The 17,371-nt window shown below is 67.2% G+C and carries 14 protein-coding genes; 11 read left to right on the forward strand and 3 right to left on the reverse strand.

The window, feature by feature from the left end; genetic code table 11:
* Positions 1 to 4 precede the first annotated feature (4 nt).
* Genes EQZ23_RS09745 through EQZ23_RS09755 form a run of 3 tightly spaced genes read left to right on the forward strand, consistent with a single transcriptional unit; the run spans position 5 to position 2,786 of the window.
* Positions 5 to 490: a nuclear transport factor 2 family protein gene (locus EQZ23_RS09745; protein WP_128454233.1), complete on the forward strand. Its 486-nt coding sequence runs from the start codon at positions 5 to 7 to the stop codon at positions 488 to 490.
* A complete protein-coding gene (locus tag EQZ23_RS09750) occupies positions 487 to 2,325 on the forward strand; it encodes an acetyl/propionyl/methylcrotonyl-CoA carboxylase subunit alpha (RefSeq protein WP_128454234.1) in 1,839 nt (612 codons plus the stop codon). Before EQZ23_RS09745 ends, EQZ23_RS09750 begins: the two co-directional genes overlap by 4 nt.
* On the forward strand, positions 2,325 to 2,786 hold the full coding sequence (locus EQZ23_RS09755) for a MaoC family dehydratase (RefSeq protein ID WP_128454235.1): 462 nt from the start codon (positions 2,325 to 2,327) through the stop codon (positions 2,784 to 2,786). Before EQZ23_RS09750 ends, EQZ23_RS09755 begins: the two co-directional genes overlap by 1 nt.
* Here the strand turns inward: EQZ23_RS09755 and EQZ23_RS09760 are convergent.
* Both EQZ23_RS09760 and EQZ23_RS09765 read right to left on the reverse strand, forming a co-directional pair.
* Positions 2,780 to 4,582 carry an IlvD/Edd family dehydratase gene (locus EQZ23_RS09760; RefSeq protein WP_128454236.1) on the reverse strand — a complete coding sequence of 601 codons (1,803 nt, stop codon included), beginning with the start codon at positions 4,580 to 4,582 and terminating at the stop codon, positions 2,780 to 2,782. The two genes, EQZ23_RS09755 and EQZ23_RS09760, sit on opposite strands and share 7 nt — an antisense overlap.
* Positions 4,583 to 4,621: 39 nt before the next feature.
* Positions 4,622 to 5,767: an aldose epimerase family protein gene (locus tag EQZ23_RS09765; protein ID WP_128454237.1), complete on the reverse strand. Its 1,146-nt coding sequence runs from the start codon at positions 5,765 to 5,767 to the stop codon at positions 4,622 to 4,624.
* A gap of 155 nt (positions 5,768 to 5,922) precedes the next feature.
* Between EQZ23_RS09765 and EQZ23_RS09770 the strand changes: the two genes are divergently transcribed.
* On the forward strand, positions 5,923 to 7,230 hold the full coding sequence (locus EQZ23_RS09770) for a sugar MFS transporter (protein WP_240663540.1): 1,308 nt from the start codon (positions 5,923 to 5,925) through the stop codon (positions 7,228 to 7,230).
* 135 nt (positions 7,231 to 7,365) lie between these two features.
* Here the strand turns inward: EQZ23_RS09770 and EQZ23_RS09775 are convergent, their stop codons facing one another.
* Entirely contained in the window at positions 7,366 to 8,151 is a 786-nt protein-coding gene (locus EQZ23_RS09775; protein WP_128454239.1) for a FadR/GntR family transcriptional regulator, read from the reverse strand.
* Between the two features lie 108 nt (positions 8,152 to 8,259).
* Between EQZ23_RS09775 and EQZ23_RS09780 the strand changes: the two genes are divergently transcribed.
* The 7 genes from EQZ23_RS09780 (at position 8,260) to EQZ23_RS09810 (ending at position 17,290) form a co-directional block, all read left to right on the forward strand.
* Entirely contained in the window at positions 8,260 to 9,810 is a 1,551-nt protein-coding gene (locus tag EQZ23_RS09780) for an aldehyde dehydrogenase (NADP(+)) (RefSeq protein WP_128454240.1), read from the forward strand.
* A gap of 54 nt (positions 9,811 to 9,864) precedes the next feature.
* Positions 9,865 to 10,857: an AraD1 family protein gene (gene araD1 / locus EQZ23_RS09785; RefSeq protein WP_128454241.1), complete on the forward strand. Its 993-nt coding sequence runs from the start codon at positions 9,865 to 9,867 to the stop codon at positions 10,855 to 10,857.
* Positions 10,858 to 10,859: 2 nt separating this feature from the next.
* Positions 10,860 to 11,786 (forward strand): Gfo/Idh/MocA family oxidoreductase, encoded by a 927-nt coding sequence (locus tag EQZ23_RS09790; RefSeq protein WP_128454242.1) that lies wholly within the window; start codon positions 10,860 to 10,862, stop codon positions 11,784 to 11,786.
* 7 nt (positions 11,787 to 11,793) lie between these two features.
* The gene (locus EQZ23_RS09795) at positions 11,794 to 13,368 is read left to right on the forward strand and encodes an alpha-L-arabinofuranosidase C-terminal domain-containing protein (RefSeq protein ID WP_128454719.1); all 1,575 of its coding nucleotides are present in this window, start codon (positions 11,794 to 11,796) and stop codon (positions 13,366 to 13,368) included.
* A gap of 108 nt (positions 13,369 to 13,476) precedes the next feature.
* Positions 13,477 to 14,457, forward strand: coding sequence for an arabinan endo-1,5-alpha-L-arabinosidase (locus tag EQZ23_RS09800; protein WP_128454720.1), 981 nt, complete (start codon positions 13,477 to 13,479; stop codon positions 14,455 to 14,457).
* 2 nt (positions 14,458 to 14,459) lie between these two features.
* The gene (locus EQZ23_RS09805) at positions 14,460 to 15,938 is read left to right on the forward strand and encodes a family 43 glycosylhydrolase (RefSeq protein ID WP_128454243.1); all 1,479 of its coding nucleotides are present in this window, start codon (positions 14,460 to 14,462) and stop codon (positions 15,936 to 15,938) included.
* A gap of 2 nt (positions 15,939 to 15,940) precedes the next feature.
* Complete coding sequence (locus EQZ23_RS09810; protein ID WP_128454244.1) at positions 15,941 to 17,290, forward strand: glycoside hydrolase family 27 protein; 1,350 nt, start codon at positions 15,941 to 15,943, stop codon at positions 17,288 to 17,290.
* Positions 17,291 to 17,371 lie beyond the last annotated feature (81 nt).

Below are 17,371 nucleotides of genomic sequence, written 5' to 3' on the forward strand. Positions count from 1 at the left end.
CCCGATGATCCTGCTGTCACTTCTCCTCGCCGCCGAACAAGTCACCCCGGTCCAGCCGATCGTCAAGGGCACCGGCCTTCCCCCCGCCGTAATGACCGAGGAGGCCGGCGTCATGGCGCCGATCGACGCGCTCTTCGCCGCGCTTGCCGCCCGCGACGGCCAGGCAATCCTCGCGCAGGTCCGCCCCGACGGCGGCGCCACGGTCGCCGAGGAAAAGCCCGACGGCACCCGCTCGGTCCGCCGCATGAGCTGGCCCGAGTTCGCCGCCTCGATCAAGCCGGGCCCCGAACGCTACGCCGAACGCCTGACCGATCCGGCGGTCGATATCGACGGCGACATCGCGATGGTCTGGTCGCCGTACGTCTTCACGATCGACGGCAAGGTCGCGCATTGCGGCACCGATCATTTCGACATGGTCCGCGAGGCCGGCCGCTGGAAGATCGCCAACGTCACCTGGTCGTCGCGCACCACCGGATGCCCCGCGCAATGATCGCGTCGCTCCTGATCGCCAATCGCGGCGAGATCGCCTGCCGCATCATCCGCACCGCGCGGGCGCTCGGCATCCGCACGATCGCGGTCTATTCCGACGCCGATGCAAACGCGCTCCACGTTCGCCAGGCCGACGAAGCCGTCCACATCGGCGCATCCCCCGTGCGCGAAAGCTATCTCGTCGGCGACCGCATCATCGCCGCCGCGCGAGGCACCGGCGCCGAGGCGATCCACCCCGGCTACGGCTTCCTCTCGGAGAATGCCGACTTCGCGCAAGCCGTGCTCGACGCCGGGCTGGTCTGGGTCGGCCCCAATCCCGACAGCATCCGCGCAATGGGCCTGAAGGACGCCGCCAAACAGCGCATGATCGCCGCCGGCGTGCCCGTCACGCCCGGTTATCTCGGCGAGGACCAGTCCCCCGAAAAGCTCCAGCGCGAGGCCGACGCGATCGGCTATCCCGTCCTCATCAAGGCGGTCGCGGGCGGTGGCGGCAAGGGCATGCGCCGCGTCGACACCGCCGCGGAGTTCGCCGACTCCCTCGTCTCGTGCCAGCGCGAGGCGGCGTCGTCGTTCGGCAACACCGACGTCCTGATCGAGAAATACATCCTCTCGCCGCGCCATATCGAGGTGCAGGTCTTCGGCGACACCCACGGCAACGTCGTCCACCTGTTCGAACGCGACTGCTCGCTCCAGCGCCGCCACCAGAAGGTGATCGAGGAAGCCCCCGCACCCGGCATGGACGCCGCGACCCGCGACGCGATCTGCGCGGCGGCGGTGAAGGCGGCCAAAGCGGTCGATTATGTCGGTGCCGGCACGATCGAATTCATCGCCGATGCCAGCGAAGGCCTGCGCGCCGACGGCATCTGGTTCATGGAAATGAACACCCGGTTGCAGGTCGAGCACCCCGTAACGGAGGAGATCACCGGGCAGGACCTCGTCGAATGGCAGCTCCGTGTCGCCAGCGGCGAGCCGTTGCCGAAGCGCCAGGACGAACTGGCGATCGACGGCTGGGCGATGGAAGCGCGGTTGTACGCGGAGGACCCCGCCAAGGGTTTCCTCCCCTCGATCGGGACACTCGAACGCTTCGATCTCGGGAGCAGCGCCCGTGTCGATACCGGGGTGGAGCAGGGCGCCGAAATCTCGCCCTTCTACGACCCGATGATCGCCAAGGTCATCGCGTGGGGCGAGGACCGCGAGACAGCGCGCGAAGCCTTGGCGGACGCACTTGATGGCGCGGTCGTCTGGCCGGTACGCTCCAACGCGGGGTTTCTCGTCGAGGCGCTCGACCACCCCGACTTCGTTGCCGGCACGCTCGACACCGGACTGATCGCCCGCGAAGGCGACGCGCTCATGCCGCCGACGCATCCTACCGAAGAGGCGTTGGCCGAGGCGGCCGGCGCGCTCGTGTCGGCCGATCCGATCGCGGGTTTTCGTTTAAATGCCGCCCCCCGCCGCAGCGCGACGTTCCTGCTGGACGGCGAACCGGTCGAGGTCGAGCTCGACGGACATGCCGGAACGATGCCGGCCTTCGAAGACGTGCTCATCTCCGAAGCCGGCCAGACGTGGCAACTGAAACCTTGGCGTGCATCCGGAGTGGCGGCTGGCGCGGCGGCGGACGGCGCGATTTTGTCGCCAATGCCCGGCCGCATCATCGCGGTCGACGTGGCGGCGGGCGATACCGTCACCAAGGGCCAGAAGCTCGTCACGCTCGAGGCGATGAAGATGGAGCATTCGCTGACCGCGCCGTTCGACGGAACGGTCGCCGATCTCACCGCGATCGAGGGCGGGCAGGTGACCGAGGGCACGCTGCTCGTCCGTATCGAGAAGGACAACTGATGGCAGGCCGCTATTTCGAAGACTGGACGATCGGCGACCGGATCGAGCACGAGATCCGCCGCACGGTGACCGAGACGGACAACCTCCTGTTCTCGACGATGACGCACAACCCGCAGCCGCTCCACCTCGATATCGAGGCGGCCAAGGCGAGCGAGTTCGGCCGGATCCTCGTCAACGGCACCTTCACCTTCGCGCTGATGGTCGGGCTGTCGGTCGGCGAGACGACGCTTGGCACGCTCGTCGCCAATCTCGGCTACGACAAGCTCGTGCATCCGAAGCCGGTATTCATCGGCGACACGATGCGCTGCCAGACCGAGGTCACCGACCTCAAGCCCAGCAAGTCGCGCCCGAACGCGGGCATCGTCACCTTCACGCACCGGCTGATCAACCAGCGCGACGAGATCGTCTGCCAATGCCTGCGCACCGCCCTGATCGAGCGGCGCGCAGTCACACCTCAGTGATTGTCGCGCGGTAGGCCCATCGTCTGCGCGATACGCTGATACTTCTCGGCGCCTTCGAGGATCGCACCGGTCTCCATCTGGCCGACGGTCGCACGCTGGATTTCCTGCCAGGGCGTCTGCGAGCGCGGGAAGGCATAGCCGCCCGCCTCGGTCAGCGCGCGGCGACGCTCGGCCAGTTCCTCGTCGGAGATAAGCACGTTGGCGCTGCCCTTGGCGAGGTCGATGCGGACCCGGTCACCGGTTCGGATCAGCGCAAGCCCGCCCATCGCCGCCGCTTCCGGCGAGGCGTTGAGGATCGAGGGAGACCCAGACGTCCCCGACTGGCGACCATCGCCAATGCAGGGGAGGGCATGGACGCCTTCACGGATCAGGTACGCCGGCGGCCGCATGTTGACGACCTCGGCGGCGCCCGGATAACCAATCGGGCCGGCGCCGCGCATGAACAACAACGTGTCGGTCGTGATCCCGAGCGAGGGATCGTCGATCCGGTGGTGATAATCCTCCGGCCCGTCGAACACGACCGCGGGGCCCTCAAACGCTTCGAGATCGTCCGGATTGCTGAGATAGCGCGCACGGAACTCCGGCGAAATGACGCTGGTCTTCATGATCGCCGAATCGAACAAATTGCCGCGCAACACGATGAAGCCGGCATCCTCGAGCAATGGCGTCGCGAACGGGCGGATGACCCGCTCGTCCTCGATCGTCGCGTCGCGGCAATTGTCGCCCATCGTCTTGCCGTTGGCGGTCATCGCGTCTTCGTGGATCAGCCCCTGCTTCATCAGCTCGGCGACCACCGCGGGCACGCCGCCGGCATGGTAGTAATCCTCGCCGAGATATTCGCCGGCGGGCTGGAGGTTGACCATCAGCGGCACCTTGTGGCCGTGCGTCTGCCAGTCGTCGATCGGCAGGTCGACGCCGATGTGGCGCGCAATCGCGGCAAGATGGATCGGTGCATTGGTCGAGCCGCCGATCGCCGAATTGACGACGATCGCGTTATGGAACGCGTCCTTGGTCATGATGTCCGACGGCTTGAGATCCTCGGCGACCATGTCGACGATCCGCTTGCCGGTCTTGTACGCGACCTCCTGGCGGTCGCGGTACGGTGCGGGGATCGCGGCCGATCCGGGCAGCTGCATGCCGAGCGCCTCTGCCAGGCTGTTCATCGTCGTCGCGGTGCCCATCGTGTTGCAATAGCCGGTCGACGGGGCGGACGAGGCGACGAGCTTGATGAAGCCCTCATCGTCGATCGCGCCGGTCGCGAGCAGTTCGCGCGCCTTCCAGACGATCGTGCCCGAGCCAGTCCGCTCGCCCTTGTGCCAGCCGTTGAGCATCGGCCCCACCGACAGCGCGATCGCGGGAATGTTGACGGTCGCCGCGGCCATCAGGCAGGCCGGCGTGGTCTTGTCGCAGCCGATCGTCAGCACCACGCCGTCGAGCGGATAGCCGTAGAGCACCTCGACCAGCGCCAGATAGGCGAGGTTGCGATCGAGCCCGGCGGTCGGTCGCTTGCCGGTTTCCTGGATCGGGTGGACCGGGAATTCGAGCGCGATGCCGCCCGCTTCACGGATGCCTTCGCGCAGCCGTTCGGCGAGCACGAGATGGTGACGGTTGCAGGGCGAGAGGTCGCTGCCGGTCTGCGCGATGCCGATGATCGGCTTGCCAGAGCGCAGTTCCTCCAGGCTCAGCCCGAAGTTCAGATAGCGCTCCAGATAGAGCGCGGTCATGTCGATGTTCTCGGGGTTGTCGAACCACGCGCGGCTGCGGAGCTTGGGGGTAAGATTGGGCAAGTCGGTCATCGGGAGCTTTCTGGAAATCGGATGTCAGGGGGGCCGGTATCAGCGGGCGACCGACACGCGGTAGATCATGCGGTGGTGATAGGGCTTGCCGGGATCGACCCGCGCCGAGCCGAATGCGGGCTGGTTGGGCGTGTCCGGAAACTTCTGTGGTTCGAGCGCGAGGCCGTCGCCCATCCGGTAGACATGGCCCGACTTGCCGATCAACGACCCGTCGAGGAAGTTGCCCGAATAGAATTGTACGCCGGGCTCGGTGGTCAGTACTTCGAGCACGCGGCCCGAAGCCGGATCTTCCACGCGCGCCGCGAGGCCGGGCTCCGGCGTCGCGCCCTTGTCGAGCACGAAATTGTGATCCCAGCCATGGCCGATGACGATCTGCGGATCGCGGCCGTCGCGAATGCCGTCGGACAGCGCGCGGCCCTTCGTGAAGTCGAACACCGTGCCCGCGACGGGCTTCAGTTCGCCGGTCGGGATCAGCGTCGCGTTGACCGGGGTATAACGCCGCGCGGGGATCGTCAGCCGCTGGCCATAGATCCCGGTCGCCGATCCTTCGCCGGCCAGATCGAACAGCGCGTGGTTGGTCATGTTGACGATCGTCGGCGCATCGCTGGTCGCATCGAAATCGATCGTCAGCGCGCCCTGGTCGTCGAGCGCGTAGGTGACCTTTGCCGCCAGCGTGCCGGGATAGCCCTGGTCGCCCGCCGGGCTGGTCAGCGTCATCACGACCTTCGCCTGCGCGCCGTTGGTGACCGAAGCGATCTTCCACACCAGCTTGTCGAACCCGACGGTGCCGCCGTGCAGCGTGTTGGTCTTGTCGTTGAGCGGCAATTGATACGTCTTGCCGTCGAGCACGAAGCGACCGCCCGCGATGCGGTTGGCATAGCGGCCGATCGTCTGGCCCCAGAAATTGGGTGCGCTGGCATAGCTCGCGGCGTCGTCATAGCCGAGCGTGATGTCCGCCATCTTGCCGTTGCGGTCGGGCGCGTACAACGACTGGAGGGTCGCGCCGAGCGTCATGATTCGCGCACTGACACCATTGGTGCCGGTCAGCGTGACGGCTTCGATCGCGGTACCGTCGGGCAATTTGCCGAACGATTCCCGCTTCGCCGACGCGGCCGACGCGGCCTGCGTCGATACCGCCGTCAGAACGGCCGCCATGATGATCCCCGTTTTTCCGATTGCGCGCATTCCGGTTCCCGTCCTTAATCGCTCGACGCCGTTGACGCGCCTTGTGCGGCTATATAGTCGGACAATATATTTCTGAGCAAGCCATGCGGGAAAAGACTGTCATTCAGTCACCGACACGGCACGGAGGGTGAACGATAATGGCGATGCCGATACAGATGCAACGACCCGTCGAGGGCGCAGCGACCCAAAGTCCGGCGGGCGGCGCGCCAAGCTATCGCTCCGCACTGACGCTGCTCGCCAGCCTGTTCTTCATGTGGGGCTTCATCACGGTCATCAACAACACGCTGCTGCCGCACCTGCGCAGCGTGTTCGACCTCAGCTACACGCAGACCACGCTGATCGAGAGCGTCTGGTTCATCGCCTATTTCTTCGCGTCGATCCCGTCCGCCAAGCTGATCGAGCGGGTCGGCTATCAGCGCGCGATGGTGTTCGGGCTCGGACTGATGGCGGTCGGTGCGCTGATGATGGTGCCCGCCGCGCGACTGCCGAGCTACGGCGTCACGCTGTTCGCTCTGTTCGTGATCGCGAGTGGCATCACCCTGCTCCAGGTCGCGGCCAACCCTTACGTGGCCGTGGTCGGTCCGCCCGAAACCGCATCGTCGCGACTGAACCTCGTGCAGGCGTTCAATTCCGCCGGTGCGACGCTCGCCCCGTTGTTCGGCGGCTATCTGATCCTCGGTCGCTCGACCTCCGGCACTGCGGTTGCCGGCTCGACTGCGGTGCTGACGCCGGCCGAGCGGCTTGCCGATGCACAGTCGGTGGTGCTGCCCTATCTGATCGTCGCCGCGGTGCTGGTCGTTCTCGCGGTCGTGATCGCGCGCTTCCCGCTGCCGGCGATGGGGGCCGCGACGCAGCGGTCTGCGAAGGCGGACCGCAAGGGCCTGTCGCTCTGGTCGCACCGCAACCTCGTGCTCGGCATCCCGGCGATCTTCATCTACCTGATCGCCGAGATCGGTGTCGCCAACCTGTTCATCAATTTCGTCAGCCAGCCGCAGATCGGCAACCTGACGCACGAGCAGGCCTCGCATTACCTGTTCATCCTGTGGGGCGGGATGATGGTCGGCCGGCTGATCGGTAGCGTCGTGATGCGCACCATCCCCGCCGAGCGCGTGCTGGCGATGGCGAGCATCGGCGCGTTCGTCGTGATGCTGGTCGCGACCTTCACCACCGGCCATGTCGCGATGTGGGCGCTGATCTCGGTCGGGCTGTTCCACTCGATCATGTTCCCGACGATCTTCACGCTCGGCATCCGCGGTCTCGGGCCACTGACCGAGGAGGGCTCGGGTCTGCTGATCATGGCAATTGCGGGCGGCGCGCTGGTGATCGTCCAGGGCTGGCTCGCCGACACCTACGGGTTGCAGATCTCGTTCCTGCTGACCGCGGCCTGCGAACTCTACATCCTGTTCTACGCGGTGTGGGGCTCGAAGGTCACTAACGCACTGCCGGATCAGGCGACCCGCTAGACCATATTCCTCCCCCGCCAGGGGGAGGTGGCGCCAAAGGCGACGGAGGGGGCGGACACGGAGCAGAGGTTTCCGCTCACCGCCCCCTCCGTCAGGCTGCGCCTGCCACCTCCCCCTGGCGGGGGAGGATCATGATCAGCGCGCCATCGCCAGTTTCGTATCCTCCAGCGCCAGGTCGACCAGCGTCCGCATCGCCGCGCTGGCGCCGTTCGCATCGCCCGCGGCGATCGCGTCATAGACCAGCATGTGATCGGGAATCGGATTGCGGGGCAGGGCGCGCGCCCGCTGCTTGAACTGCGTCGTCCAGTTGACCGCGGCACCGATGCTTGCGCTCAGCACGATCAGCGCATCGTTGCGCGTCGCGGTCAGCACCGCGTCGTGAAACTCGCGATCCGCCGCGCGCCCGGCTTCGGTCGCCAGCGTATGCCGCCGCATCGCCGCCAGCGCATCCTTCATGATCTTCAGGTCGGTCCGTTCGCGGCGTTCCGCGGCAAGCGCCGCCGCGGCCGGCTCGACGATCGCGCGCAATTCGAACAGCCCGCGGACAAAGGCGATGTCGGGCTCGCCGGCAAACGCCCAGGCGAGTACGTCGGGATCGAGCAGGTTCCACCGGCTGCGCGGCAGGACGCGCGTGCCGATCTTCGGACGGCTCTCGACCAGCCCCTTGGCGGTCAGCACCTGCACAGCCTCGCGGTAGGCACTGCGCGACACGTCGAGCGTTTTCGAGAATTCGACTTCGCCCGACAATGTATCGCCAGGCGCGTACTCCCCCGACAATATCGCGGTGCCCAGCTTGTGCGCGACCGCGCCGTGAAGCCGCCGACCCGTGCCGCGCGGAACGCGGACGACCGGCGTTTCGTCGTCGCTACCGCCCTCCACAGGATCCTCGATACGATCCCCGATACGATTGACGTTCGTCATAACGCTTGCTCCCTGGACACGGCGTAACAGTCCCTGCGCGATCAAGGAACGACAAAGATTGCCAAAGCCCGGCGCCGCTTATATGTCGGAGTATAGGGAGTGGATACTATGTCAGACACAAGCACAAGCCAGACCGGGCGCTCGGCCTTTCGTTCCGTCGAGGCCGCCACCGGTGTCGCCGTGGGTGATCCCATCGCGGTCCATGGCCCAGCCGACGTCGCGGCCGCCTGCGCCGCCGCCGACGCCGCTTTCGATACATATCGCGCGACCGGCAATGACGCGCGCGCCCATTTTCTGGAGCGGATCGGCGAGGAGATCGTCGCGCTCGGCGATGACCTGATCGTCACCGCGATGCGCGAGAGCGGCCTGCCGCGTGCGCGGCTCGAGGGCGAGCGCGGCCGGACCGTCGGCCAGCTCAAGCTGTTCGCGGGCGTCGTCCGCCGCGGTGGCTGGATGGGTCTACGGATTGACCCGGCGATGCCCGATCGCGCGCCGTTGCCGCGTCCCGACCTGCGGTTGCGGATGATTGCGCTCGGCCCGGTCGCGGTGTTCGGCGCGAGCAATTTCCCGCTGGCCTTCTCGACCGGCGGTGGTGACACCGCGTCGGCGCTTGCCGCCGGTTGCACCGTGGTGGTCAAGGGTCACCCGGCGCATCCCGCGACCGGCGCGATGGTCGCCGGTGCGATCGATGCTGCGGTTGCAGCCTGCGGATTGCCGAAGGGGGTGTTCTCGCATCTGGTCGGCCCCGGCAACGATCTCGGCAGCGCGCTGGTCCAGGATCCGCGCATCGCCGCGGTTGGGTTCACGGGATCGCGCGCTGGCGGCCTGGCGCTCGTCAAGCTGGCGCAGGCCCGCGAAGTCCCGATCCCGGTCTATGCAGAGATGTCGAGCATCAACCCGGTCGTGCTGCTGCCCGAAGCCCTGAAGGCTCGTGGCGCAGCGCTCGGGACGGCGTTCGTCGGGTCGCTGACGATGGGCGCGGGGCAGTTCTGCACCAACCCCGGCCTCGTGCTCGCGATCGAAGGCGAGGGGCTCGACGCGTTCGTCTCCACCGCCGCCGCCGCGCTTCCTGACGCGCCTGCCGCGACGATGCTGACCGGCGGTATCCACGCCGCCTACGAGCAGGGCATCGCCGCGCTTGCGGGCCACGACGCGGTAAAGGAAATCTCCCGCGGCAAGGTCGGCGAAGGCGTCGCACAAGGGCAGGCGGCGTTCTTCGAGACGACCGCCGCGCAGTTCCTGAGCGACAAGGCGCTGGGTCATGAAGTGTTCGGCGCGTCGTCGCTGCTGGTGCGCTGCACGAGCGAGGACGAACTCCACGCCGTTCTCCGCGCCGCCGAGGGTCAGCTCACCGCGACGATCCAGATGGATGCGGGCGATGCCGACATGGCGTCGCGGCTGATCCCGCTGCTTGAGCGCAAGGCCGGACGCATTCTCGCCAACGGCTGGCCGACCGGTGTCGAGGTCGCGCATGCGATGGTGCATGGTGGTCCGTTCCCGGCGACCTCGGACGGCCGCACGACCTCGGTCGGCAGCCTCGCGATCGACCGCTTCCTGCGGCCGGTGTCGTACCAGAACCTGTTGCCCGAACTGCTGCCGGAGGTGCTGCGTGACGGCACGACCGCGTCGCGGCTGATCGACGGCGTTCCCGCCAACTAATCGAAATATCGGGGGCGAACCGTAACAACGGCGTCCCGCTTAGGAGAGAAATTGATGACTTTGCGCCTGTTGCAGCATGTTGGCGTCGACGGCACGCGATCGGTGATCGCCGCCACCAGCGAGGGGGCCGCGTTCGTGACCGGCGTCGACAGCGTCCGCGCCCTGGCCGAGCGCGCGATCGCAGCCGGCACCGATCTCGCCGGGGCGGTTTCGGCTTGCGGAACGGGCGACAGCGTCGATATCGCTGCCGAACTCGCCGCCGGTCGCCTGACCTCGCCGATCGATCATGTCGATCCCGCGCATCTGATCATGACCGGCACCGGCCTGACGCATCTCGGCTCGGCCGAGGGCCGCGACAAGATGCACCGCGCCGCCGCGGATGCCGAGAAGCAGACCGATTCGATGCGGATGTTCCTCGAAGGCGTCGAGGGCGGCAAGCCCGCAGCAGGAACACGTGGCCAGCAGCCCGAATGGTTCTACAAGGGCGACGGCTCGGGTCTCGTCGCACCCGGTGCGCCGCTCACGATGCCCGACTTCGCCGAGGATGGCGGCGAGGAGCCCGAGCTTGCCGGGATCTACCTGATCGGCCCCGACGGCACGCCGTTCCGCCTCGGCCTGTGTCTCGCCAACGAGTTCAGCGACCATATCACCGAGCGCCACAATTACCTGTGGCTCGCGCATTCGAAGCTGCGCCAGGCGTCGCTCGGACCCGAATTGCTGGTCGGCACCCCGCCCGAGCATATCGAGGGCGCGAGCCGTATCCACCGCGACGGCGCGTTGCTGTGGGAAAAGCCATTCCTGTCGGGCGAGGCGAACATGTCGCACAGCATCGCCAACCTCGAGGCGCATCATTTCAAATATGACCTGTTCCGCCGTCCGGGCGACGTCCACGTCCATTTCTTCGGCACCGCGACGCTGTCGTTCGCCGACGGCGTGGCGACGCGCGAAGGTGATGTGTTCGAGATCGAGGCCGCACCGTTCACGCTCCCCTTGCGCAACACACTGAGCAAGGCCGCACCGCAGCCCGTCGTCGTGAAGGCGCTCTGAGAATGGCCGCCATCCGCATTGCCGTCGTCGGCATGGGCAAGATCGCGCGCGACCAGCATCTCCCCTCGATCGCCGGTAATCCAGACTTCGAGTTCGTGGCCAGCGTCAGCCCGCGCGATCCGGGCGTCGAGGGTGTCGCCAACTTCAAGTCGCTGGAGTCGTTGCTCGCCGACGGTCCGACGATCGACGCGATCGCGCTCTGCACCCCGCCGCAGGTGCGCTACGAACTCGCGTCGATGGCGCTCGCCAAGCGCGTCCATGTCTTCCTCGAAAAGCCGCCCGGCGCGACGCTCGCCGAGGTCGATGCGCTCGAAGCCCAGGCGGCGGAGACCGGTACGACGCTGTTCGCCGGCTGGCATTCGCGGTTCGCAGCGGGTGTCGCGCCGGCCAAGGCGTGGCTCGCCGACCGGCAAATCGAGCGCGTGTCGATCGTCTGGCGCGAGGACGTCCGCGTCTGGCATCCGGGGCAGGCATGGATCTGGGAGCCGGGCGGGCTCGGCGTGTTCGATCCCGGCATCAACGCGCTGTCGATCGCGACCGAGATCCTGCCGCAGCCGTTCTTCCTCACGTCCGCGACGCTGTCGACGCCCGCCAACCGCGCCGCGCCGATCGCCGCCGACCTGACCTTCCGCAGCGCTGCTGGCACGCCGATCACGATGGATCTCGATTGGCGCCAGACCGGCCCGCAGAGCTGGGACATCGTCGTCGAGACCGATGCCGGTACGCTCAGCCTCGCCAAGGGCGGCGCGGTGCTCACTTTGCCGAGCGGCACGGTGCATAACGACGACGAGGAATATCCCGGCCTCTACACCCGCTTCGCCGCGCTGATCCGCGGCGGCCGAAGCGAAGTCGACACGACCCCGTTCACACTCGTCGCCGACGCCTTCCTGCGCGGCACCCGCAATTCCGTGGAGGCTTTCGATGATTGAGGCAAAAATGACCCGCACGCTGAAGGGCCTCCCCGCCGCGCTGCTGCTCTCGACCGCCGGCATCGGCACCGCGCAAACCGACGCGCCCGCCTCCTCGCCCCCTTCGACTGCGGCAACCGTGACGGTCCATGCCGACACGCCCGGTCCCACCTATGATCGCCGCATCTTCACGCAGTTCGCCGAGCATCTCGGTACCGGCATCTACGGCGGACTCTGGGTCGGCGAAAAGTCGAAGATCCCCAACGTCCGCGGCTTCCGCACCGACGTCGTCACGGCGTTGCGGGGCATCGGCGTGCCGGTCGTGCGCTGGCCCGGCGGCTGCTTCGCCGACGAATATCACTGGCGCGAGGGGATCGGTCCCAAGGCCAAGCGCCCGGTCAAGATCAACACGCATTGGGGCGGCGTGACCGAGCCCAACACGGTCGGCACGCACGAGTTCATGGACCTCGCCGGACAGCTCGGTGCCGAGGCCTATATCGCCGGCAACGTCGGTAACGGCACGCCGCAGGAAATGGCGGAATGGGTCGAATACATGACCTCGCCCTCGGGGACGCTGGCCGAAGAGCGCGCCAAGAACGGTCACAAGGCGCCGTGGGCGGTGCCCTATTTCGGGGTCGGCAACGAGCTGTGGGGCTGTGGCGGCAACATGCGCCCCGAATATGCCGCGGACGTCACGCGGCGCTACGCCACCTTCATCAAGGCGCCCAAGGACACGCGCGTGATGAAGATCGCGAGCGGCGCCAATGTCGACGACTATAAATGGACCGAGACGATGGCGCGCGAGCTGGTCGGCAAGGTCGATGCGCTGTCGCTGCATTACTACACCGTGCCCGGCGGCTGGCCGCCCCGCGCGTCGGCGACCGTGTTCGACGAGCGCGGCTGGGCCGAGACGCTGTCCGAGACGCTCAAGATGGACGAGCTGATCACCAAGCATTCGGCGATCATGGACAAGGTCGATCCGAAGAAGACGATGTGGCTCGCGGTCGACGAATGGGGCACGTGGTATGCCGGCGATCCGGGCACCAACCCGGGCTTCCTGCGCCAGCAGAACACGCTGCGCGATGCGCTCGTCACCGCGATCAACCTCAACATCTTTGCGAAGCATGCCGACCGCGTGAAGATGACCGCGATCGCACAGATGGTGAACGTGCTGCAGGCGATGATCCTGACCGACGGCAGCAAGATGGTGCTGACGCCGACCTATCACGTCTTCGCGATGTATAAGCCGTACATGGACGGCACGGTCCTGCCGATCGACATCAAGACGCCCTGGTACAACAAGGACCAGTGGACGATGCCGTCGGTCAGCGCCTCCGCCGTGCGTGGCAAGGACGGCGTGGTGCGGATTGCGCTCTCGAACCTTGATCCGAACAAGCCGACGAGCGTCTCCGCGGCGTTGCCAGGCATGACTGCCCAGACCGTCACCGGGCAGGTGCTGACCGCGCCGACGATGACTGCGCTCAACACCTTCGACGCGCCCAATGCGGTCGCGCCGACGGCGTTCAACGGTGCCAGCCTCAGCGGCGGCACTTTGTCGGTGACGCTGCCGCCGATGTCGGTGGTGATGCTCGAACTGAAATGACCGTGACGCCCGCCGGAACACCCGGCGGGCGCACAGACCGGGAGAGAGACGATGGCCGCACCACGATGGGCGACCGGACTGTTCGCGCTTACCCTCGCCACTGGCGTGATGGCGAAGGCCGCGGAGGCGCCGCCCGCCCGCGGTGCGCTGAACGCCAGCCTGACCGGGGACATCGCGCCCGTCCATGACCCGGTGATGATCCGCGCGGGCAACATCTATTACGTCTACGGCACCGGGCTCGACGGCCAGATGCTCAGCGCCCGCACGTCGCCCGATCTGGTCCACTGGACCGCCGGCACGCCGCCACTGACGCGTCTCCCCGACTGGGCGACCAAGGCGGTACCGGGCACCAAGGGCATGTGGGCACCCGACATTTCGCGTGGCACCGATGGGCGCTACCGGCTCTATTATTCGGTCTCGACGTTCGGTTCGAACCGCTCGGCGATCGGGCTCGCGACCAGTTCGACGCTCGATCCCAAGGCGCCCGGCTATGGCTGGCGCGACGAGGGGCTGGTGGTGATGTCCACCGCGAAAGACGATTTCAACGCGATCGATCCCAACCACGTCGTCGATGCGCAGGGCCGCGAATGGCTGTCGCTCGGCAGCTTCTGGACCGGCCTCAAGCTGTTCGCGCTGAACCCGAAGACCGGCAAGCTGCTGGATCCAACCGAGAAGCCCCACGCGATCGCGCGCCGCCCCGCACCCGCGGGCGGACCCGCCCCGGTCGAAGCGCCGTTCATCGTCGGTCATGGCGGCTATTACTGGCTGCTCGCGAGCTACGACTATTGCTGCAAGGGCGTGAACAGCACCTATTACACCGTCGTCGGCCGATCGAAGGCGATCACCGGCCCGTATCTCGGCAAGGACGGCAGCGCGATGATGAACGGCGGTGGGACGATCTTCCTGCGCGCCGATCTCCAGGAACAGCAGCGCTTCCGCGGGCCCGGCCATCCCGGCGTGATGCACGACACCGACGGCAAGGATTACGTCGTCTACCACGCGTATGACCGGACCAGGAACGGCGCGCCGACACTGCGGATCGCCCCGATAAACTGGGGCGCCGATGGCTGGCCCGTAGCGGAGTATTGACGATGACGGATCTCACACGGATCGACCTGACGCGGGTCGACCTGACGCGGCGCCTGTTTCTCGCCGGCGCCACCGCGGCGTCGGCCAGCGGCGCGATCGCGCGACTGCCCGGTGGCTCCCCCGCCGCCACCTCCGCCCCGGTCCCGAGCAACCCGGTCGTCCGCCAGCGCGCGGATGCACAGGTGTTCCGCCATACCGACGGCTATTACTACCTGACCGGGTCGGTACCCGAATATGACCGGCTGGTGTTGCGACGGTCGAAAACGCTGGCCGGGCTGACCACCGCGCGCGAGCAGGTCCTGTGGCGCCATCTCGCCAGCGGCCCGCTGTCGGGCTTCATCTGGGCGCCCGAGCTGCACCTGATCGACGGCCGCTGGATCATGTATTTCGCGGCCGGCCCCAGCGGCGGCGGCGAGGACGTGTTCCGCATCCGCACCTATGCGCTGGTCGCCGACGGTCCCGATCCGATGACCGCGCGCTGGTCGCTGCTGGGCCAGCTCAAGACGCCGTGGGACAGCTTCAACCTCGATTCGACGTCGTTCGTCCACCGCGGCACGCGCTATCTGTGCTGGGCGCAGCGCGAGGCGGGGATCGACACCAACAGCAATTTGTATCTCGCACCGCTCGCCACGCCGATCACGCTCGCCACGCCGCCGGTCCGGATCGCGGTGCCCACGCTCGACTGGGAAATCCAGGGCTACAAGGTTGCCGAAGCGCCGGCGCTGCTCGTGCGCAACGGCAAGCTGTTCATCACCTATTCGGCCAGCGCGACCGACGCGCGCTATTGCCTCGGTCTTCTGACGGCGGACGCCGACGCGGACATCATGAAGGCGGACTCCTGGATGAAATCGCCCAAGCCGGTGTTCGTCTCGTCATCGGTGACGGGCGTGTATGGCCCCGGCCACAACAGCTTTACGGTCGACGAACAGGGGCGTGATGTCTTGGTCTATCACGGCCGCGACTATGCCGCGATCAAGGGCGATCCGCTGCTGGATCCGAACCGCCATACGCGCGTGCAGCGGCTCTATTACAGCGCCGACGGCACGCCCGATTTCGGCATCCCGGTCGGTAACGGACCGGTGCCCGATCGGTTCTCGCCAGCCAGCGATAAGACGGCCTTCCTCCGTCACGACGGCGACAGCGTCTCGGTCGGTCGCGGCGACATTCCCTCCAGCCAGTTCCGGCAAATGCCGGGGCTAGCGGGCAGGGGGAGCGTCTCGCTCGTGCCGATCGATGCGCCCGATCGCTATCTCGTCGCGCAAGCCGACGGACGCATCGGTCTCGCCACGAAGGACACGAGCCGCGCCTTCGCGGAACGTGCGAGCTTCCTGGTGCAGCCGGGCCTGAGCACCGCAAAGGGCGTGACCTTCGCCGCGCTCGGCAAGCCCGGCGTGCTCCTGCGGCATACCGCCGGCGGCGTGGCGTTGGGCACCGCAACGCGCCCCGCCGACCGCGCCTCCGCCACGTTCCTGGTCAGCTGAGCATGGCCGTGTCGCTCGATCGCCGCACGCTCCTCACCGGCACCTTGGCGGCCACCGCGATCGGTGCCGCCGGTCCGGCGCGCGCGAAGGACGCGCCGCGCCTGCTCGCGCCGACCCCGCCGATGGGCTGGAACAGCTGGAACAGTTTCGCGACCACGATCACCGAGGCGCAGGCGATCGAGACCGCGACGATCATGGCGGAAAAGCTGCTGCCGTCGGGCTATGATATCTTCACCGTCGATATCCAATGGTATGAGCCGGGGGCGACCAGCTACACCTATGCGACCAAGCCGAAGCCGGTGATGGACGGCTATGGCCGGTTGCTGCCCGCGCCGAACCGGTTCCCGTCGAGCGCCGACGGCAAGGGCTTCCGCCCGCTCGCCGACCGCGTCCACGCACTCGGCCTGCGGTTCGGCATCCACCTGATGCGCGGCATTCCGCGTCTGGCGGTAGAGCGCAACCTGCCGGTATTGGGCACGAAATACCGCGCCCGCGACATCGCCGACACCACCAGCATCTGCGCGTGGAACCCGGACATGTACGGCGTCGACATGCGCAAGCCCGGCGCGCAGGCCTATTACGACAGCGTGTTCGCGCTCTACGCGTCCTGGGGCGTCGACCTCGTCAAGATGGACGACATGAGCCGTCCCTATGACGCGCACGCCCCCGAGATCGAGGGCGCGCATGCCGCGATCGTCGCGACCGGACGCCCGATCATCCTCAGCCTGTCGCCCGGAGAAACGCCGGTCCCCCGCGCCGATCACGTCCGCCGCTTTGCGCAGATGTGGCGGATCAGCGACGATTTCTGGGACGAATGGCCGTTGCTCGAGGCGCAGTTCACCCGGCTGGAGAACTGGAACGCGCACCGCGTGCCGGGCGGCTGGCCCGATGCGGACATGCTGCCGCTCGGTCGCCTGGCGCTGGGCGCGCGCGATACCAAGTTCACGCCCGACGAACAGCGCACGCTGATGACCCTCTGGTCGATCGCCCGCTCGCCGCTGATCATGGGCGGCGACCTCCGCCATCTCGACCGCCCGACACTCGACCTGCTGACCAATCCCGAGGTCATCGCGGTCAATCAGGCGAGCTACGACAATCAGCCGCACTTCGTCGCCGATGGCCTGCGCGTCTGGTCGGCGCGCGTGCCGGGATCGAAGGACCGCTATCTCGCGGTTTTTAACACGGACAAAACGGAGCGTGCTGTTCAGCTTCGTCTCGACATGATCGGCCTGGACGGACCGGTCGGTGTGCGCGATCTCTGGGCGCGGCGCGATCTCGCAAAAGCCTCCGGTACGCTGACGAAAAACCTGCCATCGCACGGTGCGGCACTGTATCGGCTCTCGCCCGGCTGATCTGTTCTGCTGGTATGTCGGGCAAATTAACGCTTGCGTCGACGACCATCCGATCATAGCGAATGTCCGAGTAATACCGGC

Origin of the sequence: Sphingomonas sp. UV9, from assembly GCF_004101245.1 — a bacterium.
In the GTDB taxonomy this organism is placed as follows: Bacteria; Pseudomonadota; Alphaproteobacteria; order Sphingomonadales; family Sphingomonadaceae; genus Sphingomonas.